General features: G+C 62.6%; 16 protein-coding genes. 12 read left to right on the top strand and 4 right to left on the bottom strand.

Annotated features, from left to right (window positions below):
* Positions 1-4: 4 nt before the first annotated feature.
* Entirely contained in the window at positions 5-1,105 is a 1,101-nt protein-coding gene (locus tag M5J06_RS11950) for a branched-chain amino acid aminotransferase (RefSeq protein WP_250224746.1), read from the bottom strand.
* Positions 1,106-1,259: 154 nt separating this feature from the next.
* Here M5J06_RS11950 and M5J06_RS11945 point away from each other — a divergent pair, with 154 nt between their 5' ends.
* Positions 1,260-2,759: a leucyl aminopeptidase gene (locus M5J06_RS11945; protein WP_250224745.1), complete on the top strand. Its 1,500-nt coding sequence runs from the start codon at positions 1,260-1,262 to the stop codon at positions 2,757-2,759.
* Between the two features lie 48 nt (positions 2,760-2,807).
* Here M5J06_RS11945 and M5J06_RS11940 read toward each other — a convergent pair whose 3' ends face one another.
* Entirely contained in the window at positions 2,808-4,082 is a 1,275-nt protein-coding gene (locus tag M5J06_RS11940; protein WP_070623286.1) for a glutaminase, read from the bottom strand.
* A gap of 28 nt (positions 4,083-4,110) precedes the next feature.
* Between M5J06_RS11940 and M5J06_RS11935 the strand changes: the two genes are divergently transcribed.
* Positions 4,111-4,653, top strand: coding sequence for an isochorismatase family protein (locus M5J06_RS11935; protein WP_250224744.1), 543 nt, complete (start codon positions 4,111-4,113; stop codon positions 4,651-4,653).
* Here the strand turns inward: M5J06_RS11935 and M5J06_RS11930 are convergent.
* The gene (locus M5J06_RS11930) at positions 4,650-5,048 is read right to left on the bottom strand and encodes an oxidoreductase (protein ID WP_070519782.1); all 399 of its coding nucleotides are present in this window, start codon (positions 5,046-5,048) and stop codon (positions 4,650-4,652) included. The genes M5J06_RS11935 and M5J06_RS11930 overlap by 4 nt on opposite strands.
* Before the next feature lie 148 nt (positions 5,049-5,196).
* Here M5J06_RS11930 and sucB point away from each other — a divergent pair, with 148 nt between their 5' ends.
* From sucB to M5J06_RS11890, 8 genes are all read left to right on the top strand, one after another.
* Positions 5,197-7,263 (top strand): 2-oxoglutarate dehydrogenase, E2 component, dihydrolipoamide succinyltransferase, encoded by a 2,067-nt coding sequence (gene sucB, locus M5J06_RS11925; protein ID WP_250224743.1) that lies wholly within the window; start codon positions 5,197-5,199, stop codon positions 7,261-7,263.
* A 255-nt stretch (positions 7,264-7,518) separates the two neighbouring features.
* Entirely contained in the window at positions 7,519-8,673 is a 1,155-nt protein-coding gene (locus tag M5J06_RS11920; protein ID WP_250224742.1) for an MFS transporter, read from the top strand.
* A 73-nt stretch (positions 8,674-8,746) separates the two neighbouring features.
* Positions 8,747-11,614 carry an aminomethyl-transferring glycine dehydrogenase gene (gcvP, locus tag M5J06_RS11915; protein ID WP_250224741.1) on the top strand — a complete coding sequence of 956 codons (2,868 nt, stop codon included), beginning with the start codon at positions 8,747-8,749 and terminating at the stop codon, positions 11,612-11,614.
* 3 nt (positions 11,615-11,617) lie between these two features.
* Complete coding sequence (gene gcvT / locus M5J06_RS11910; RefSeq protein WP_250224740.1) at positions 11,618-12,730, top strand: glycine cleavage system aminomethyltransferase GcvT; 1,113 nt, start codon at positions 11,618-11,620, stop codon at positions 12,728-12,730.
* 42 nt (positions 12,731-12,772) lie between these two features.
* Positions 12,773-13,165, top strand: coding sequence for a glycine cleavage system protein GcvH (gcvH, locus tag M5J06_RS11905; protein ID WP_070562740.1), 393 nt, complete (start codon positions 12,773-12,775; stop codon positions 13,163-13,165).
* A gap of 70 nt (positions 13,166-13,235) precedes the next feature.
* Positions 13,236-14,042 (top strand): lipoyl(octanoyl) transferase LipB, encoded by an 807-nt coding sequence (lipB, locus tag M5J06_RS11900; protein WP_070623297.1) that lies wholly within the window; start codon positions 13,236-13,238, stop codon positions 14,040-14,042.
* 113 nt (positions 14,043-14,155) lie between these two features.
* A complete protein-coding gene (gene lipA / locus M5J06_RS11895; protein ID WP_070519769.1) occupies positions 14,156-15,229 on the top strand; it encodes a lipoyl synthase in 1,074 nt (357 codons plus the stop codon).
* A 42-nt stretch (positions 15,230-15,271) separates the two neighbouring features.
* A complete protein-coding gene (locus M5J06_RS11890) occupies positions 15,272-16,057 on the top strand; it encodes a DUF4191 domain-containing protein (protein WP_070519767.1) in 786 nt (261 codons plus the stop codon).
* Between the two features lie 316 nt (positions 16,058-16,373).
* Here M5J06_RS11890 and M5J06_RS11885 read toward each other — a convergent pair whose 3' ends face one another.
* Entirely contained in the window at positions 16,374-16,808 is a 435-nt protein-coding gene (locus tag M5J06_RS11885; RefSeq protein ID WP_250224739.1) for an RDD family protein, read from the bottom strand.
* Between the two features lie 128 nt (positions 16,809-16,936).
* Here M5J06_RS11885 and glnA point away from each other — a divergent pair, with 128 nt between their 5' ends.
* Together glnA and M5J06_RS11875 are read left to right on the top strand one after the other, a co-directional pair.
* Positions 16,937-18,370, top strand: coding sequence for a type I glutamate--ammonia ligase (glnA, locus tag M5J06_RS11880; protein WP_070519765.1), 1,434 nt, complete (start codon positions 16,937-16,939; stop codon positions 18,368-18,370).
* A gap of 231 nt (positions 18,371-18,601) precedes the next feature.
* Positions 18,602-19,558 (top strand): SLAC1 family transporter, encoded by a 957-nt coding sequence (locus M5J06_RS11875; RefSeq protein WP_496197097.1) that lies wholly within the window; start codon positions 18,602-18,604, stop codon positions 19,556-19,558.
* The last annotated feature ends 117 nt before the right edge of the window (positions 19,559-19,675 follow it).

Here is a 19,675-nt window from a genome sequence, read left to right as displayed (position 1 = left end):
CGCTCTAAGCCTCCACCAGCGTGTGCAGCCAGCCGTGGGTATCCTCAACGGACCCGCGCTGGATACCGGTGAGGCGCTCACGCAAAGCCATCGTCGTGGCCCCTGCCTCATCGTTGTTGATGTGGAAGTCAGTATCGGTGCCCATGACGTGGCCCACCGGGGTAATGACGGCAGCGGTACCGCAGGCAAAGGCCTCCACCATCGCGCCGGAAGCAACGTCTTGCTCCCACTCCTTGTAGGTGATGCGACGCTCTTCGACCTTCAAGCCCATATCTTCGGCCACCTGCAGCAGGGACTTGCGGGTAATGCCCGGAAGCAGCGAGCCCGACAACGCCGGAGTTACCAGAGTCTGGTTGCCCTCTTCGCCGTAGACGAAGGCCAGGTTCATGCCACCCATCTCCTCGATGTAGGTGCGGTCGATGGCATCCAACCACACCACCTGGTCGCAGCCTTTCTCCGCTGCCTGCGCCTGCGCCAGCAGGGAGGCCGCGTAGTTGCCGGCGAATTTAGCTGCACCGGTGCCGCCGGGGGCGGCGCGAACAAAGTCGGTGGATAGCCAGACGGACACCGGCTTGATGCCGCCGGAGAAGTACGCGCCGGCCGGGGAAGCGATGACAACATAGCGGTAGGAGTGTGCCGGGTGCACGCCCAGGGACACATCGGTGGCGATCATGAAGGGGCGGAAATACAGCGCTGCCTCGCCACCGGCCTCGGGGACCCAGGCCTGGTCGACGTCGACAAGCTGGCGCAGCGACTCAATGAACTCCTCTTCCGGCAACTGCGGCATGGCCATGCGCTCCGCGGAAGCTTGCAGACGCTGCGCGTTCTGCTCCGGGCGGAAGGTGGCGATGCTGCCATCGGGCTGACGGTAGGCCTTGATGCCCTCGAAGATAGCCTGGCCGTAATGGAATACGGTGGACGCCGGATCCATACTGAACGGCGCGTAAGGGCGCACCTGCGCGTCGTGCCATCCCTTGTCCTCGGTCCAGTCAATCGTCACCATATGGTCGGTGAAGTACTTACCAAAGCCCGGGTTCGCCAAAATCTCCTGCAGGCGCTCCGGGGAGGTGGGGTTTTCAGTTCGCGTCACGGTGTAATTCAACATGTTTCATAGCGTACTCCCCCAACACCTATAGATATGCAGAAATGCCCTAGCCATGTAGTCACCCCTTGGGCGCATCGCCCATCCGCGTTCCACATCATGGACACGGGTAGGGTGTGAGGAGTATCCCATTGTCACTTTTCTCAAGGAGGACATCGTGGCTTCTACCACGTTCGAATTGCCCGCACGCGGCTCTTTCCCCACCGTTAAGCTGGCCAAGAAGGCCCCCAAGCAGGCGGACGCCCTGTTGATCGCAACCTTTGCTGGCGAGGATGGGCTCGAGGTGCCGGGTACCTCCCTGCTCGGCTCCTCGGCGCTGCGCTCGACGTATGAGGCCCTCACCGCAGTGGGGGCGACGGGCAAGGCTGGGGAAATCGTGAAGGTCCCCGCCCCGCAAAAGGCGGGCGCCGCACAGGTCATTGCGTTGGGTTTGGGCAGCGTCGAGGAACTCGACGATGAAGCACTGCGCCGCGCCGCGGGCAGCGCCGCCCGTGCCACCACTGGCGTGGGCACCATCGTGACCACCCTCGCGGACTTCGGTGTGAGCGCCGCCGTCGAAGGCCTCATCCTTGGCGGCTACGCCTACCGCGGCATCCGCTCCACCGAGCTCACTAAGAAGGAACAGCCGGCAACCTTCGTCGTCGTGGCTGATAAGTCCGCCTCCGAGGAGTTCGAGGCCGCTCGCACCGTGGCAGAGTCTGTCTTGTTCACCCGTGACTTGGTGAATACCCCGGCGAACGAGCTCTACCCGGAGTCCTACGCCGCCATCATTTCCAGCCAGGCCAAGGAAGCCGGGCTTGACGTCGAGGTGCTCGATGAAAAGCAGCTGGCAAAGCAGGGCTTCGGTGGTATCTTGGCTGTGGGTAAGGGCTCGGCCCGCCCGCCGCGCCTGGTGCGCCTGAGCTGGAAGCCCAAGAAGGCCAAGCAGCACGTGGCTCTCGTGGGCAAGGGCATCACCTTCGATACCGGCGGCATTTCCCTGAAGCCGGGCAACGGTATGTGGGACATGATTTCGGATATGGGCGGCTCGGCTGCCATGGCTGCCACCATTATCGCGGCTGCCAAGTTAAAGCTGCCGGTCCAGATCACCGCTACCCTGCCGCTGGCTGAGAACATGCCGGGCTCTGGCGCCACCCGCCCGGGCGATGTCATTGCCCACTACGGTGGCCTGACCTCAGAGGTGCTCAACACCGACGCCGAGGGCCGCCTCGTGCTTTCCGACGCCATTGCGCGCGCCAGCGAGGACAAGCCCGACTACCTCATCGAGACCGCCACTCTTACCGGCGCACAGATCGTGGCGCTGGGCTCCCGCACCGCGGGCGTTATGGGCTCCGAGGTCTTCCGCGATCGCATCGCCGAAATCGGCCGCGAGGTGGGCGAAAACGCGTGGGCGATGCCGCTGCTGGAGGAGCACGACGAGGAGATCAAGTCCCAGGCCGCGGATATCCGCAACATCAACGCTAAGCGCGAGGGCGGCATGGAATTCGCCGGCACGTACCTCAAGCAGTTCGTAGGCGAAGGCATCGAGTGGGCACACATCGATATCGCCGGCCCGTCCTGGAACGGTTCCGCTCCGCGCGGCTACACCCCGAAGCGCGCCACCGGTGTGCCGGTGCGCACCGTGGTGGCAACCCTGCGCGAGATTGCCGAAGCCTAGATCAGAGCGGCTTTGACTAGGCCCGTCGTGTGAGCGGCTTCAGGCCGCTCACACCTCTTCGCCGGCGATGACGTAGTCCTCCTTGTCCGCCAGCGGGAGGACAGTCCCGTCGGACATGGCGCGGTCGGTGACGACCCCGTTATCGTCGACAAGCGCCACCTCGTTGCCGCCCTCGCGCAACCGGCGCAGGCCCTCCTTGAGCATGCGCCGGCCCACCGTGTGCAGGCCGGAAACCTGCGAGAAGTCCAGCGCTAGGCGCTTGCCAGAGAATTGGCGCTCCTCCAGCTCGTGGAGGATGGCTTCCGTAGCGGTGAAATTGATGTGGCCCTGCAGTCGGATAATCGCGGTCTCTTCATCCTCATCGACGCTGCGCACCGGGTGAACACCGAATCGGTTCTCAGTGGACATCAGGTGCAGGCCCATATCGGAGGAAAGCTCGCGGAAAATCGCGGTGCCGCGCACGCTATTGCCCTGTTCATCGAGGCGCGGCGAGAACGTCGCCACACCGATCTGCCCCGGCAGCGTACCAATGAGCCCGCCGGCCACACCCGACTTAGCTGGGATTCCCACTTCCGCCATCCAACGCCCGGCGCCGTCATACATGCCACAGGAACTCATCACTGCCAAGGTCATGCGGCACACGTCGGCGTCCAGAATCTTCTCCCCCGTCACCGGCTGGCGCCCGCCATTGGCCAAGGTCGCGGTCATGACGGCGAGGTCACGCACGTCGACCGACAGCGCGCACTGCGAGGTGTAGGACAGAACTGCGTCGTGGGCATCGTCCTGAATGATCTCATAAGAACGCAGCATGTGCGCGAGCGAAAGGTTTCGTTCGGCGTGCTCGAGCTCGGAGTCACACAGGCGCTTATCGACGTCCACCTCGCGCCCCGCCAGCTTTGAAATGAAGGAACGAATCTTCTCCACGCGGTCCTCCACGCTGGAGTCCACACCGTTGATGAGCTGGTTGACCACAATGGCACCAGCGTTGATCATCGGGTTCACTGGGCGGTGATCCTTTGCCAGGGAAAGCTCGTTAAAGGCCTGGCCGGAGGGCTCTAGGCCGACGACTTCACGGACCTCATCGAGCCCCAGCTCCTGCAGCGCCAGCGCGTAGACGAAGGGCTTGGAGATGGACTGGATGGTAAAGCGGTTCTCCGCATCGCCAGCGCTGTACAGGTGCCCCGTCACAGAGCACAGGGCTACGCCGAGTTGCTCAGGGTTTGCGCTGGCCAGCTCTGGGATATAGTCCGCGACCTCGCCAGAATCGTGGTCGTGAACACGGTCGAGGATTTTTTGTAGATAAAAAGGAATCGGTGATTTCATCGGCATCCAGCCTATAGAATTACCGCGTATGAAGCCTGCACTCATCATCGTTGACGTCCAACATGACTTCTGCCCTGGCGGCGCACTTGCCACCGAAAAAGGCAACGAGGTGGCTGACCGTATCGGTGCCCTTCAGCCCAGCTATGACACCGTCGTGGCTACCCAGGACTGGCACATCGATCCGGGCAGCCACTTTTCCGGATCGCCCGACTTCGTCGATTCCTGGCCAGTGCACTGCGTTGCTGATTCCTTTGGTGCCGCCATGCACGAATCCATCGGCGCCGCCCAAGCCTACTTCCGCAAAGGCGAATACACCGCTGCGTATTCCGGGTTCGAAGGCGCGGCCGATGGTGTGTCATTGGCAGACTGGTTGCGCGAGCACAACATCACCGCCGTGGACATCGTTGGCATCGCCACCGATCACTGCGTGCGGGCCACGGCGCTCGACGCAGTTAAGGAAGGCTTCGCCGTCCGCGTTCTGGCACACTACTGCGCGCCTGTCGATGAGTCCCGTGGCGCCGCCGCGCTTGCCGAGCTCGCGGATGCGGGCGCAACCATCGTGAAGGACTAGTCCTTATTCTGCTGCTGGCGCTGCTCAAAGCGCTCGCGGCGTTCACGTTGCTCTTCCCTCTTGCGCAGGATGCGCTCGCGTTCAATGCGCTCGCGCATGCGCTGCGGATAGCCGGTCTCCTCGACGTCATAGACATCGCATCGAAGCAGCTTGGCTACCGCATCGATCCCTTTCGGCCCGCCGATACGGCGGCGGATGAAGGCGCCGTTCTCATCAACTACGACCACGGACATCTCGTTGACCACGGTTTCCGGCTCAACGAAGGCCTCGATATATGCGCGTCCCTGTGCCCAGGTTTGAAGCTCCCGGGCGTCTTCTGCGCGAATCGTCTCCCCCGGTGCGCGGGGCGGGCGCAGCTGGGACTTAGAGCTGTTGCGGCGGAAGGGGTTGAACATGGCTCTTTAGCCTACCGGAGGCATCCTTCATCCCCTTCGTGCGGAGGATGCCCTAATTCACCCCACCCGTGCGCGCCTTTTATAAACACGCTGTAGAATCGAACACTAGCGTTTCAATAATTCCAACTTTCGAGGAGTCTTAATACTTATGGCACACTCTGTTGTGATGCCCGAACTGGGCGAATCTGTAACCGAAGGCACGATTACCCAGTGGCTGAAGTCCGTCGGCGACACCGTTGAGGTCGACGAGCCTTTGCTCGAGGTCTCCACCGACAAGGTCGACACCGAAATCCCGTCCCCGGTCGCCGGCACCATCCTCGAAATCAAGGCAGAGGAAGATGACACCGTAGACGTGGGCGAGGTCATCGCCATCATCGGTGACGAGGGCGAGTCCGCACCGGCTGCTGAGGAGTCGGAGGATTCTTCCGAGAAGGCCGAGGAGACCCCGGACAAGCCTGCTGAGGACGCTGAGTCCGAGGCTCCTGCTGCTTCTGGTGATGCCACCGACGTGGAAATGCCGGAACTCGGTGAGTCCGTCACCGAGGGCACCATCACCCAGTGGCTGAAGTCCGTCGGCGACACCGTCGAGGTCGACGAACCACTCCTCGAGGTCTCCACCGACAAGGTCGACACCGAAATCCCGTCCCCGGTCGCCGGCACCCTCGTTGAAATCCTCGCCGAGGAAGACGACACCGTCGACGTCGGCGCCGTCATCGCCCGCATCGGCGACGGCTCCGCCGCCGCTTCCGAGAAGCCTGCCGCCAAGGAAGAAAAGGCCGAGAAGAAGGAAGAGCCGAAGGCAGAGGAAAAGGCCGAGGAAAAGGCCGAGGAGAAGTCCGAGGCTCCTGCTGCTTCTGGTGATGCCACCGACGTAGAGATGCCGGAACTCGGTGAGTCCGTCACCGAGGGCACCATCACCCAGTGGCTGAAGTCCGTCGGCGACACCGTCGAGGTCGACGAACCACTCCTCGAGGTCTCCACCGACAAGGTCGACACCGAAATCCCGTCCCCAGTCGCCGGCACCCTCGTTGAAATCCTCGCCGAGGAAGACGACACCGTCGACGTCGGCGCAGTCATCGCCCGCATCGGCGACGGCTCCGCCGCCCCGGCCAAGGAAGAAAAGGCCGAGAAGAAGGAAGAGCCGAAGGCAGAGGAAAAGGCCGACAAGAAGGCCGAGGAGAAGTCCGAGGCCAAGGCTGAGAAGAAGGACGAGAAGCCGGCCGCGTCCGCTGAGCCGAAGGCTTCCGAGACCTCTACGAAGGTCAATAACGGTGACAACGTCCCGTACGTCACTCCGCTGGTACGCAAGCTGGCTGAGAAGCACGGCGTGGATCTCTCCACCGTCTCTGGCACCGGTGTTGGCGGCCGCATCCGCAAGCAGGACGTGCTGGCCGCTGCTGGCGAGGGTGAGGCACCGGCTTCCTCCGCTAAGGCCGCTTCCAGCAGCCCGCGTGCTCGCTGGTCCACCAAGTCCGTGGATCCGGAGAAGCAGGAGCTCATCGGCACCACCCAGAAGGTCAACCGTATCCGCGAGATCACGGCGTCCAAGATGGTTGAGGCCCTCCAGATCTCCGCTCAGCTGACCCACGTCCAGGAAGTCGATATGACTGCCATCTGGGATATGCGCAAGCAGTCCAAGCAGGCGTTCATTGACAAGTACGAGGCCAACCTCTCCTTCCTGCCGTTCATCGTGAAGGCAACCGTTGAGGCACTGGTGTCCCACCCGAACGTCAACGCTTCCTACAACCCGGAGACCAAGGAGATGACCTACCACGCTGACGTCAACGTGGCCATCGCCGTAGACACCCCGAAGGGCCTGCTCACCCCGGTCATCCACAAGGCTCAGGAGCTGACGCTTCCGGAGATCGCTCAGAAGATCGCCGAGCTGGCTGACAAGGCACGCAACAACAAGCTCAAGCCGAACGATTTGACCGGTGCAACCTTCACCGTGACCAACATTGGCTCCGAGGGCGCCCTGCTGGATACCCCGATTCTGGTTCCGCCGCAGGCCGGCATCCTGGGCACCGCCGCTATTACCAAGCGCGCGGTTGTCGTCACCGAGGACGGCCAGGACGCCATCGCTATCCGCCAGATGTGCTACCTGCCGTTCACCTATGACCACCAGGTGGTCGACGGTGCCGACGCTGGTCGCTTCATCACGACCATCAAGGACCGCCTCGAAACCGCGGACTTCGAAGCTGACCTTGACCTCTAAGCCTTAGAGCTAAGCCCTAGGCTTGCTCCCCCGCCACTGCGGCGGGGGAGCTTCGTCGTTTTCGCCCTGCTTTCCTCCATCCCACAAACACAGCTCGGTGACATCGCTCAGAGGAACCGCTACCCCTCCAAAACTGACGAAGTTTCCTTCAGATCCTCAGAGATCGGCGCCAACTTTGTCAGTTAGGCACGTTTTCTTTAACCGTCTTGCCACCAAGACCCGACAACTGTGACCCAGCACACTAGACTGAGCCGCATGGTTTCGCAAAAGTGGTTTCGCGTCGCACTCGGTATGTTTCTCGTCGCCTGCGGCGCCAATCTCTTCGCTCCCATGGTCGTGGTCTACCAAACCACCACCTCCCTCGGGGTTCTGCAAACAACCTTCCTTTTTGGCATCTACGCCCTCGGCATCATGGTCGCTCTATTCATCGGTGGTCCGCTTTCGGATTCGCTAGGGCGCCGCGCCATCATGCGTCCAGCTGTCCTCACCACCACTGCCGGTTCCCTCGTTTTCCTTAGCGGCGCAGGCGGCGCCTTCCTCCCCTTGTTGATCGGCCGCCTGTGCGCCGGTGCCGCCGTGGGCCTCGCTATGTCTTCCGGCGCAGCCTGGATCAAGGAGCTCAGCACACACCTGAGCGTTGGAGCCAAGCGTTCCTCCATAGCCCTGTCGGCCGGTTTCGCATCAGCACCCGGCGTGGCTGGTATCGCCGCCGAGTTCCTCCCCTGGCCCACCGTTGTGCCTTATCTTTTGCACATCGGCCTAGCACTCATCGTGGTCCCACTCGTGTGGACGGTGCCGGAACCGAGATCTACACAGTCAGCTTCGAGGCGCCGTTCATTTGTCCCGACCAGCCTGATTACTCCCCACTACTTACCGGTAGTGGCCTACGCACCATGGGTCTTCGGCTCCGCCACCACCGCCTTCGTATTCCTGCCCGCGCAGCTCAGCGAGCACCTACGCCACCCCGTTCTTGTCGCCGGCCTGTGCGCGCTTCTCACTATGGGCAGCGGCGTGGTTATCCAGCAACTGGCCGGCCGCATCCGTGTGACCTCATTCCACGGCATGGCGCTGGCCGCAGTAGGAATGGCACTGTGCCTCGCCGTCCTCGCTGCGGCTCATCATGGTTGGGCAGTTTTTCTCCTGCCTATCGCGGCCATCATCATGGGCAGCTCCTATGGAATCGGCATGCTCAGCGGACTCGCGGAGACCCAAGCCATCGCCGACGCAGAGGAGCTCGGCGCAGCGACGGGGGTGTTTTATTCACTGACTTATCTGGGTTTCTTTGCCCCCTTCATCCTGTCACTTTTGGGCCCTGCCGTTGGCTATTCCACGGCCTTCGTCATCGGCCTCACCGTCGCGGTAGCGACCGCCGTAGCGCTGCGCCTCCATGTCAGGGGTAACCGGGGCTAATGTCATGGCCTACGCCTTATACTTGGGGGCAGTTTAGGTCACACAAACTAACGCCACAAAGGAGATAAAACACATGGATTTCATCTCTCGCCACCTCGGGCCTGATGCGGCCGAGCGTGAGACGATGCTCAAGGCAGTGGGCTATGACAGCGTGGAGGCACTCGTCGATGCCGCCCTGCCCACCTCCATCCGCGCCACCGAGACGCTGAACCTCCCGGAGGCTTTGAGCGAAGATGACGCGCAAGCGAAGCTGCGCGAGTACGCCTCCCAGAACGTCGTGCTGAAGTCCTTCTACGGCCAGGGTTATTCCGATACTCTCACCCCGGCGGTCATCCGCCGCGGGCTGCTGGAGGATGCCGGCTGGTACACCGCATACACGCCCTACCAGCCGGAGATTTCGCAGGGCCGCCTCGAAGCCTTGCTCAATTTCCAGACCATGATTGAGTCCCTGACCGGTCTTCCCATCGCGAACGCCTCGCTTCTCGACGAAGCCTCCGCCACCGCCGAAGCTGTCGGCCTCATGGCCCGCGCGGTGAAGAAGGGCCGCCGCGTGCTGCTCGATTCCCGCCTGCACCCGCAGGTTCTCGCCGTCGCCGCCGAGCGCGCCCGCGCCATCGAGCTCGAGGTCGAGATTGCTGATGTCCGCGATGGCATCGTCGGCGAAGACCTCGTCGGCGCCGTTCTGGCCTACACCGGAACCGAGGGCGATATCGTCGACCCCCGCGCCGCCATCGAAGAGCTCCACACCCGCGGCGCCCTAGCCGCCGTCGTGGCTGACCCCCTATCACTGCTTCTCTTGGAAGCCCCCGGCGAGATGGGCGCGGACGTGGTTCTCGGATCCTCACAGCGCTTCGGCGTGCCGCTCTTCTTCGGCGGCCCGCACGCGGCCTTCATGTCTGTTACGGACAAGCTCAAGCGCCAGCTGCCCGGCCGCATCGTGGGCGTGTCGAAGGACGCCGCCGGCCGCCCCGCCTACCGCCTCGCACTGCAGACTCGTGAGCAGCACATCCGCCGCGAGCGCGCGACCTCCAACATCTGCACCGCCCAAGCACTTCTGGCCAACGTGGCCTCCATGTACGCGGTGTACCACGGGCCTGAGGGCCTCAAGGTCATCGCGCAACGCGTCCACGACCGCGCTTCTACTTTCGCTGCGGCCGTCACCGACGCGGGCAAGGACATTGTCTCCCGCGACTTCTTCGACACCGTGACCGTGACCGGCGTGGATGCCGCGGCCATCAAGACCCAGCTTCAGGAGCAGGGCTACCTGGTGCGCACCATCAGCTCGGACAAGGTCTCGGTCTCCTTCGGCGAGTCCGCCACCAACGAGGATGTCAACATCCTCGCCGCCGCCTTCGGCGCCGAGTCCTCCGCTAACTCCGAGCCAGCCGCGTCTGGCTCCTTCGAGATTCCGTCCTCCGTCCAGCGCGCCGAGGCCCCGCTGCAGCACGAGATCTTCAACTCCATCCACTCCGAGACCCAGATGCTGCGCTACCTGCGCACCTTGGCGGATAAGGACCTGGCCCTGGACCGCACGATGATCCCTCTGGGCTCGTGCACGATGAAGCTCAACCCCACAGCCGCGATGGAGCCCATCTCCTGGCCGGAATTCGCCGGCATCCACCCGTATGCCCCGGAGGAGACCACCGCGGGCTGGCGCGCGCTGATCGACGAACTCGAGTCCTGGCTCGCCGAGATTACCGGCTACGCCCAGGTCTCCATCCAGCCCAACGCCGGCTCCCAGGGCGAGCTGGCCGGCCTTCTGGCCATTCGCCGCTACCACGTGGCCAACGGCGATCACGGCCGCGATGTCATCCTCATCCCGGCCTCCGCGCACGGCACCAATGCGGCCTCGGCCACCTTGGCCAACCTGCGCGTCGTCGTGGTCAAGACCGCGGACGATGGCTCGATTGACCTCGCCGACCTCGACGCCAAGATTGAGCAGCATGGCGAGCACATCGCCGGCATCATGATTACCTACCCCTCCACCCACGGCGTCTTCGACCCCGAGGTACGCGAGGTCTGCGACAAGGTCCACGCGGCCGGCGGCCAGGTCTACATCGACGGCGCCAACATGAACGCGCTAGCCGGTTGGGCCCGTCCGGGTGCCTTCGGCGGCGATGTGTCCCACCTGAACCTGCACAAGACCTTCACCATCCCGCACGGCGGCGGTGGCCCGGGTGTGGGCCCGGTGGGCGTCGCCAAGCACTTGGTGCCCTTCCTGCCGTCGGATGCCAATGATCCCAAGCTGGATCCCTCGCAACCGACTGCGGAGACCACCGGTGTACCGTCCACCGCATCGCGCTACGGTTCCGCCGGCGTGCTGCCAATTTCCTGGTCCTACCTGGCCATGATTGGTGCCCAAGGACTCACGGAGGCCACGAGCCACGCCATCCTCGGCGCGAACTACCTGGCGCAGAGCCTGAAGGATTCCTTCCCTGTGCTCTACACGGGCAATGCCGGCCTGGTGGCTCACGAGTGCATCTTTGACCTGCGCGAGCTGACCGACGCCTCCGGCGTCACCGCTGCCGACGTGGCCAAGCGCCTCGTGGACTACGGTTTCCACGCGCCGACCCTCTCCTTCCCGGTGGCCGGCACCCTCATGGTGGAGCCCACCGAGTCCGAGGACCTGGGTGAGCTGGACCGCTTCATCGAGGCCATGCGCTCCATCCGCGCCGAAATCCAGGAGATCATCGACGGCCAGGTGGCCTACGAGGACTCCGTCATCCACCATGCCCCGTTCAACGCCGAGTCCGTCGCGGCCGACGAGTGGGATTTCACCTTCACCCGCCAGCAGGCCGCCTACCCGGTAACTTCGCTGCGCGCCAACAAGTACTTCCCGCCGGTGCGCCGCATCGACGAGGCTTATGGTGACCGCAACCTGGTGTGCACCTGCCCGCCGCCAGAGGCTTTTGACTACTCCGACGAGAACCAGGAGGTTTAATCAATGACTGACTACCTGCACTCCCCGCTGCACGCTGAGCATGAGAAGCGCGGCGCCACTTTCACGCCCTTCGGGCCGTGGGAGATGCCGCTGAAATATGACAACGAGCTTCAGGAGCACCGCGCAGTGCGCAATGCTGCGGGCCTCTTCGACCTGTCCCACATGGGTGAAATCTGGGTCAACGGCCCGGACGCCGCCGAGTTCCTGTCCTACTGCTTCATCTCCAACCTGGTTCCCCTCAAGGTGGGCAAGGCAAAGTACTCCATGATCTGCGCCGAGGATGGCGGCATCATGGATGACCTCATCACCTACCGCTTGGAGGAGACCAAGTTCCTCGTCGTGCCGAATGCTGGCAACGCCGATACCGTGTGGGAGTCTCTCAACGAGCGCGCCAAGGGCTTCGACGTAGACCTGAAGAACGAGTCCCGCGATGTGGCCATGATTGCTGTCCAGGGCCCGAAGGCGCTGGAGATCCTCGTCCCGCTGGTGGAGGACACCAAGCAACAGGCAGTGATGGACCTGCCCTACTACGCCGCCATGACCGGCAAGGTGGCGCGCAAGTACGCTTTCATCTGCCGCACCGGCTACACCGGCGAGGACGGCTTCGAGCTCATCGTCTATAACTCCGATGCTCCGGAGCTATGGGAAGAGCTTCTCAAGGCCGGCGAGGAATACGGCATCAAGCCCTGCGGCCTGGCCGCGCGCGACTCCCTGCGCTTGGAAGCTGGCATGCCGCTTTACGGCAACGAGCTCACCCGTGATATCACCCCGGTGGAGGCCGGCATGTCCCGCGCCTTTGCCAAGAAGGAGCAGGACTTCGTGGGTGCAAAGGTGCTGCGCCAACGCGCCGAGGAGGGCCCGCAGGCCGTTATTTCCGGCCTGGTCTCCTCGCAGCGCCGCGCCGCGCGCACCGGAGCGGAGGTCTTCTTCGGTGAGAACAAGGTGGGCACGGTGACCTCCGGCCAGCCCTCCCCCACCCTGGGCCACCCTGTCGCGCTCGCGCTCATCGATACCGCCGCAGGCTTGGAGGCCGGCGACGCCGTGGAGATCGACATCCGCGGCAAGCGCTACCCCTTCGAAGTGTCCGCGCTGCCCTTCTACAAGCGCGAGAAGTAAACTCCACTACTGAATCCATCTACCGAAAGGACATCCCTTCTCATGGCTAATCTTCCTTCCGATTTTTCCTACTCCGAGGACCACGAGTGGATTAACGCAGCTGCTGATTCCGTTGTCGGTTCCACCGTCCGCGTCGGCATCACCTCCGTAGCCACCGACCGCTTGGGTGAGGTCGTCTTCGCCGAGCTGCCGGCCGTGGGCGATACCGTCGAGCACGGCGAGACCTGTGGCGAGGTGGAGTCCACCAAGTCCGTGTCTGACCTCTACTCCCCGGTCACCGGTACCGTGACCGCCGTCAACGAGGGTGTGCACGATGACTACGCCGTCATCAACAACGACCCCTTCGGTGAGGGCTGGCTCTTCGAGGTCGAGGTCACCGAAGCTGGCGAGCTGATGACCGCTGAGGAGTACGCCTCCGCCAACGGCGTGGCCTAAATCTGCGTCTGAACAGCACGTATTCAGCCCCTGTCTGGCTGAATCTTCGCGGGGACTAGCATGGGTATCCATGACTGCTCCCCGCGAACCTTTCTTTCCCGCCAACCGCTCTATTCGCGCATCCGACGAGCCACTGGAGATCCGCCGCTTGGGCCGCATGGGCTACCAAGAGGCCTGGGATCTCCAGGCCGAGCTCGCCGCAGCGCGGGCAGCGGGCACGCAGGGTGATGTCATCCTCGTGGTTGAGCACCCCAACGTCTACACCGCCGGCAAGCGCACGCAGCCGGAGGATATGCCCGATAACGGCCTGCCGGTCATTGACGTCGACCGCGGCGGGCGTATCACCTGGCACGGCGAGGGCCAGCTGGTTGTCTACCCCATCATTAAGCTGGCCGAGCCGGTCGACGTCGTTGACTACGTCCGCCGCCTCGAGGAAGCCATCATCCAAGCCGTCCGCGAACTCGGAGTGAGCACCGCCGGGCGCATCGATGGCCGCTCCGGCGTGTGGGTCCCCTCCACCACCTGCGCCGCCGATCCGTCCGCCCCGAAGCGCGACCGCAAACTGGGCGCCTTGGGCATCCGCGTTACCCGCGGTGTAACCATGCACGGCCTCGCCCTCAATTGCACCAATACCCTGGAATACTACGAGCACATCGTCGCCTGCGGCATCGACGATGCCGACGTGTCAACCCTCTCGCTAGAGCTTGGCCGCGAGGTCACCATTCAAGAAGCGGAAGCGCCGCTTCTCGACGCCCTCCTCAAAGCCCTCTCAGGCGAACTCACCGTGGCCGACCACACCTTCGCCTCGGCGCCTGATCCCATCAAGGTGGCCAACGAGAAGGCACGCCAAGCCCGCAAAGCAGCAGAGGGAAAATAGAAGATACATACCCTCGGTGGAATAAACCCGGCTCTCGCAGGACTTGTATTAGGAAGAGCTAACCCCAACGCGTAAAGTGAGGTTCCGTGACTGTTAAGCCTGAAGGACGCAAGATGCTCCGCATTGAGAAGAAAAATGCGGAGTCGCCCATCGAACAGAAGCCACGCTGGATCCGCAACCAGGTTCGCACCGGACCGGGTTATGAGGACATGAAATCCCGCGTATCCGGAGCTTCCCTACACACCGTGTGCCAGGAGGCCGGCTGCCCCAATATCCACGAGTGTTGGGAATCGCGCGAGGCCACCTTCCTCATCGGCGGTGACAAGTGCACCCGCCGCTGCGATTTCTGCGATATCGCCACCGGCAAGCCGGAGGAATTGGACCGCGACGAGCCGCGCCGCGTGGCCGAGAACATCCAGGAGATGGATCTCAACTACACCACCATCACCGGCGTGACCCGCGATGATCTTCCCGACGAGGGCGCCTGGCTCTACGCCGAGGTTGTGCGCAAGATTCATGAGCTCAACCCCAATACCGGCGTGGAGAACCTCACCCCGGATTTCTCCGGTAAGCCGGATTTGCTCCAAGAGGTTTTTGAAGCCCGCCCTGAGGTCTTCGCCCACAACCTGGAGACGGTGCCGCGCATCTTCAAGCGCATCCGCCCGGCCTTCCGCTATGAGCGTTCACTCGACGTCATCCGCCAGGCTCACGATTTTGGTTTGATCACCAAGTCCAACCTCATCCTGGGCATGGGTGAAACCGCCGAGGAGATCGAGGAAGCCCTTCGCGATCTCCGCGAGGTCGGCTGCGACATCATCACGATTACCCAGTACCTGCGCCCCGGTCCGCGCTTCCACCCCATCGAGCGCTGGGTACGCCCAGAGGAGTTCGTGGAGCACTCCAAGCTGGCCAAGGAGCTCGGCTTCGGCGGCGTCATGTCCGGTCCGCTGGTGCGCTCCTCCTACCGCGCTGGCCGCCTCTACGTGCAGGCTATGGAGGCCCGCGGCCTCGAGCTTCCGGAGAACCTGAAGCACTTGGCTGAGACTTCCCAGGGTGCTACCGCCCAGGAGGCCTCCACGCTTCTGGAGAAGTACGGCCCCTCCGAGGAGACTCCGGTGACCACGCGCATGGTTAAGACCCCGGCCGGTGCAGCGAACCCGAACTCTGCGGCGTCCACTATTCGCTAGTTCGATTCTCTTTTTGACCCTCTGACCTCTAAAGTAGGAGCCATGGCTAACGACGACAAGGCATCGCTCAAGGAAGCGAAGAAGCAGGAGCGCGCGGCCAAGCGTGCTCAGCGCAAGCAGAACTGGTCACAGATGTGGCAAGCGTTCAACATGCAGCGCAAGCAGGATAAGGCGCTCATCCCCATCATGCTGGCTGCCTTCTTGGGCATGGGCTTGCTCTTCTTCCTAATCGGCATGCTCTTCAACGGCGAGTGGTTCATGCTCATCCTGGGCTTGGGCATCGGCGCCATCCTGGCCATGTTCCTGTTTACCCGCCGCCTCGAGCGCGATATGTACAAGAAGGTGGAGGATCAGCCTGGCGCCGCCGGCTGGGCCTTGGAGCAGCAGCTGCGCAACACCGTCGGTGTGGTGTGGAAGGTCAAGACGGGTGTGGCCGCTACCCGCCAGCAGGACCTTATCCACCGCGTTATCGGCAACTCCGGCGTCATCTTCGTCGTCGAGGGCGACCGCAAGCGCGTCGGCCCTACTCTTAACCGCTTGAAGAAGCGCGTGGACCGCATGGCTGGCGGCGTGCCGGTGTACGAGGTCTTCGTGGGCAATGGCGAGGACGAGGTTCCCGTGTCCAAACTGCGCAGCCACATTATGAAGCTGCCGCGCAACTACAACAAGAACGAAACCTACGACAACATTCGCCGCATCGAGGCCATGGATGATCTGCCGGGCACCACCCCTGGTCTACCCAAGGGCCCGATGCCCCGCCAGGCTCAGAACATGGCGGGCATGAACCGCCGTATGCGCCGTATGCAGGAGCGCAAGGGCGGCAAATAAGCCACTAGCTCCAAGCACAACAAGGGTCCCTTCCGAGAGTTCGGAAGGGACCCTTTTCGTTGCCTTCGAAGCCTCCCGGCCTAGTTGCCTCACGCACCCCAGCAGCTTTATCGCTTGTACCAACAGCTCTAGCTAAATGGTGCCTACCAAAAGGCGTCTTTAGCTCTGAAAACGCCGTCTGCGCCTAAATGGCGTTTTTAACCTCAAAAACGCCATTCAACAGATGCCTTTTGCTAGGTGCCGTTTGCTGGACGCCATCTGCTCCATCCCACGTGTGGTTTGTTGTGGACACGGCCCGGTTGGCACCGGACAAGACTTAGGCCATGATGACGGCGGTGCCGGTGGCGCGGTCGTGGAGGCCGCGACCGTCGGCGTCGACCATCGCTGCAGGAAACAGCACGGCGGTCAGCAAAGTACGGACCACCGCACGCCACAGGCCGACGGAAGTGCCTGGGACATCAAGGCGCGCCACACCCATACCGAGCAACGCCATTCCCGGGGTGCGGGCGAAGAGCCAACCACACACGATGCCCATGACCACCCACACTGCATAACCCAAGAAGGCAGGGCCACCGAGATTATCGGTGAAGAGCTCGAGAACGTTGGCAATGATCATGGCCAAAATCCAGTCAATTAACACGCCGAACGTACGCCGCATTACCGACGCCAGGGCACCTGGCCCCTCCTTGGGCAAGCCCAATGCCTGCCCAGGCCACTGCCTCGACCCGATGCCATCGTTGTTATCTGCCATGCCCACCAATCTAGCCGCCGTCCATCCCGAGCAGAAATTTTGCCTTCAGGTGCCCACGCGTCCCAGTGATGCAGCCAATACCTGTAAACTAGTCGGGAGTACTACACGTCAACCAACAGGAGACCACCGTGTCCTTTGAGACAATCCAGGACGTCATCACATTCATCAAGGAAGAGGACGTCAAGTTCGTTGACATCCGCTTTACGGACGTCCCCGGCACAGAGCACCACTTCTCTATTCCGGCCGAGGAATTTACTGAAGACGCAGCCGCCGACGGCCTCGCCTTCGATGGCTCTTCCATCCGCGGATTCACCACCATCGATGAGTCCGATATGACGCTGTTGCCGGATCCGAAGACTGCCTTCGTGGATCCCTTCCGCACCGCGAAGACCCTGAACATCAAGTTCTTCGTCCACGACCCGTTCACTCTGGAGCCCTTTAGCCGCGACCCGCGCAACATCGCCCGCAAGGCCGAGGAATACCTCTCCTCCACCGGCATCGCGGATACCTGTAACTTCGGCGCTGAAGCTGAGTTCTACATCTTCGACTCCGTTCGCTACGGCACCGATGTCCACAACGGCTTCTACGAGGTTGATACCGACGAGGGCTGGTGGAACCGCGGCTCTGAGACCAACTTCGACGGCACCCCGAACACCGGCTTTAAGACTCGCGTGAAGGGCGGCTACTTCCCGACGGCACCCGTCGACAAGCACGGCGAAGTCCGCGATGCCATGGTGGAGCAGCTGCAGAAAGCTGGTTTCACCATCGAGCGCTTCCATCACGAGGTGGGCAGCGGTCAGAACGAGATTAACTACCGCTTCAACTCCCTGCTGCACGCGGCTGATGATATTCAGACCTTCAAGTACATCATCAAGAACACCGCTGAGCAGTTTGGTAAGTCCGTAACCTTCATGCCGAAGCCGCTGGCTGGCGATAATGGTTCCGGTATGCACGCCCACATGTCCCTGTGGCAGGACGGCAAACCGCTCTTCCACGATGAGGCTGGCTACGCTGGTCTGTCCGACATGGCTCGCTACTACATCGGCGGCATCCTGGCCCACGCACCGGCTGTGCTGGCGTTCACGAACCCCACCCTAAACTCCTACCACCGCCTGGTTCCGGGCTTCGAGGCGCCGATTAACCTGGTGTACTCGCAGCGCAACCGCTCGGCTGCTATCCGTATTCCGATTACCGGTTCCAACCCAAAGGCCAAGCGCATCGAGTTCCGCGCTCCGGATCCGTCGGGCAACCCCTACTTCGGCTTCGCTGCCATGATGATGGCGGGCCTCGATGGCATCAAGAACCGCATTGAGCCGCACGCTCCGGTGGATAAGGACCTCTACGAGCTGCCGCCGGCAGAGGCCGCCTCCATCCCGCAGGCACCGACCTCCCTGGAGGCCTCCATCGCAGCACTCGAGGAAGACAACGACTTCCTCACCGAGGGCGATGTCTTCTCCGAGGACCTCATCGAGACCTACATCAACTACAAGCGCGAGAACGAGATTGCGCCGGTCCGCCTGCGTCCGACTCCGCAGGAATTTGAGATGTACTACGACTGCTAGAGCCTAGCTCTACGCCAGCTCTGTATCCGATCCGGGCCCTGACGATTCACATGAACCGTCGGGGCCCGTCGTCGTATTACGCAGTGAGCATCGCTGCCGACGGTGAAGTCAACCGCCCACGCACATCCTGTGTGCCCTCCCCTACTGCCGAGCGCAACAGGGTGCAATCTCACGGCCCAATTATGCGGATCAATGGGGCCGAAATGCAGTGGGATGGCTACCATTCCAGCTGTGACTGACAGATTCCGCCAACTGCCACCGCCCGGGCCCGCATGGGGCGGCAGCCTCATGGGAACCTCCATCGTCTCCCGTCTGCTCGTTGAGGAGGGCATGCTGACAGGCTCCGCCGTTTTCGCAGCGCTATCCTGCATTATTCTCCTCGTGCTGACGGTTGGCTTTGCGCAATACCGCCAGCCCAGCTTTGCGCGAACCTCCATGGCTGAGTGGTCCATGTATTTCATCGGCATCTTGGCTCTTGGCGCAGCTCTGTCGGGCTTGACTGGCATAGGCGCCTTCCGTCTGGTCGGCTTCTGGATCGGCGGCCCCGTCACCGTCATTACCTGGGCCATCCAGCTCACCCGCTTCGACGGCCAGCCGCGCTTTACCTGGGGCCTGCCGCTGGTTGGCCCTATGATTTCCTCCTCCGTGGCTGGCTTCCTCGCCCTCGACTACGGGCATGCCTACCACGTCATGGGCACCATTCTTTTCGTCATGTCGATCTCTACCGCGGTCCCCACCTTCATCCGCGTGTATTGGGCCGCTTGGCACGGCAAGGTAAATCTCTCCGGGGCCAACTCAGCTACCGCCTGGGTTCCGCTGGGCGTGGTGGGCCAATCCACCACCGCGATGCAGATCCTCTACCCCGGTCATGTTTCCGTCTATTACGGGCTGACCGCTATGGTGATCGCCGTCCCCCTCGCGCTCTATGCCATGATCACCTTCTACCCCAATGTGGCTCGCTGGGTGGACTACTCGCCCGCATGGTGGGCCTGCACCTTCCCGCCCGGGACGGTCAGCATGGGTGGGCACCAAGTAGCGCTGGTGAATGGCTCGGAGCTTCTCGACGTCATCGCGCTCAGCATCCCGTTGCTCCTCATCGCGCACTGGTCTGCTTGCTCCTGCCGCTTCATTAGCTGGCTCATCGAAGGACGGCGCGCACAGCGAAGCGGAGCTAGCCCAATCTTGTGATGTCTATGGAGTTTTTGGACACGGAGTCTAATGGCTTTTTGGACGGGGAGTCCAGATAGTTTTTGGTCACGGAGTCCAAAGACTTCCTTGTCGTGATGTCTCAAGACTTTTTGGACA

It is taken from the genome of Corynebacterium intestinale, assembly GCF_023574125.1.
GTDB lineage: Bacteria > Actinomycetota > Actinomycetes > Mycobacteriales > Mycobacteriaceae > Corynebacterium > Corynebacterium hesseae.
Note: the sequence above shows the minus strand (reverse complement) of the source record. Positions and strands in the feature narration are given on the sequence as shown.

Excerpts from the sequence above, each read along its gene's own strand:
- M5J06_RS11950 (WP_250224746.1), bottom strand. The coding sequence starts at position 1,105 with ATGTTGAATTACACCGTGACGCGAACTGAAAACCCCACCTCCCCGGAG.
- M5J06_RS11940 (WP_070623286.1), bottom strand. The coding sequence starts at position 4,082 with ATGAAATCACCGATTCCTTTTTATCTACAAAAAATCCTCGACCGTGTT.
- M5J06_RS11935 (WP_250224744.1), top strand. The coding sequence starts at position 4,111 with ATGAAGCCTGCACTCATCATCGTTGACGTCCAACATGACTTCTGCCCT.
- M5J06_RS11930 (WP_070519782.1), bottom strand. The coding sequence starts at position 5,048 with ATGTTCAACCCCTTCCGCCGCAACAGCTCTAAGTCCCAGCTGCGCCCG.
- sucB (WP_250224743.1), top strand. The coding sequence starts at position 5,197 with ATGGCACACTCTGTTGTGATGCCCGAACTGGGCGAATCTGTAACCGAA.
- M5J06_RS11920 (WP_250224742.1), top strand. The coding sequence starts at position 7,519 with ATGGTTTCGCAAAAGTGGTTTCGCGTCGCACTCGGTATGTTTCTCGTC.
- gcvP (WP_250224741.1), top strand. The coding sequence starts at position 8,747 with ATGGATTTCATCTCTCGCCACCTCGGGCCTGATGCGGCCGAGCGTGAG.
- gcvT (WP_250224740.1), top strand. The coding sequence starts at position 11,618 with ATGACTGACTACCTGCACTCCCCGCTGCACGCTGAGCATGAGAAGCGC.
- gcvH (WP_070562740.1), top strand. The coding sequence starts at position 12,773 with ATGGCTAATCTTCCTTCCGATTTTTCCTACTCCGAGGACCACGAGTGG.
- lipB (WP_070623297.1), top strand. The coding sequence starts at position 13,236 with ATGACTGCTCCCCGCGAACCTTTCTTTCCCGCCAACCGCTCTATTCGC.
- lipA (WP_070519769.1), top strand. The coding sequence starts at position 14,156 with ATGCTCCGCATTGAGAAGAAAAATGCGGAGTCGCCCATCGAACAGAAG.
- M5J06_RS11890 (WP_070519767.1), top strand. The coding sequence starts at position 15,272 with ATGGCTAACGACGACAAGGCATCGCTCAAGGAAGCGAAGAAGCAGGAG.
- M5J06_RS11885 (WP_250224739.1), bottom strand. The coding sequence starts at position 16,808 with ATGGCAGATAACAACGATGGCATCGGGTCGAGGCAGTGGCCTGGGCAG.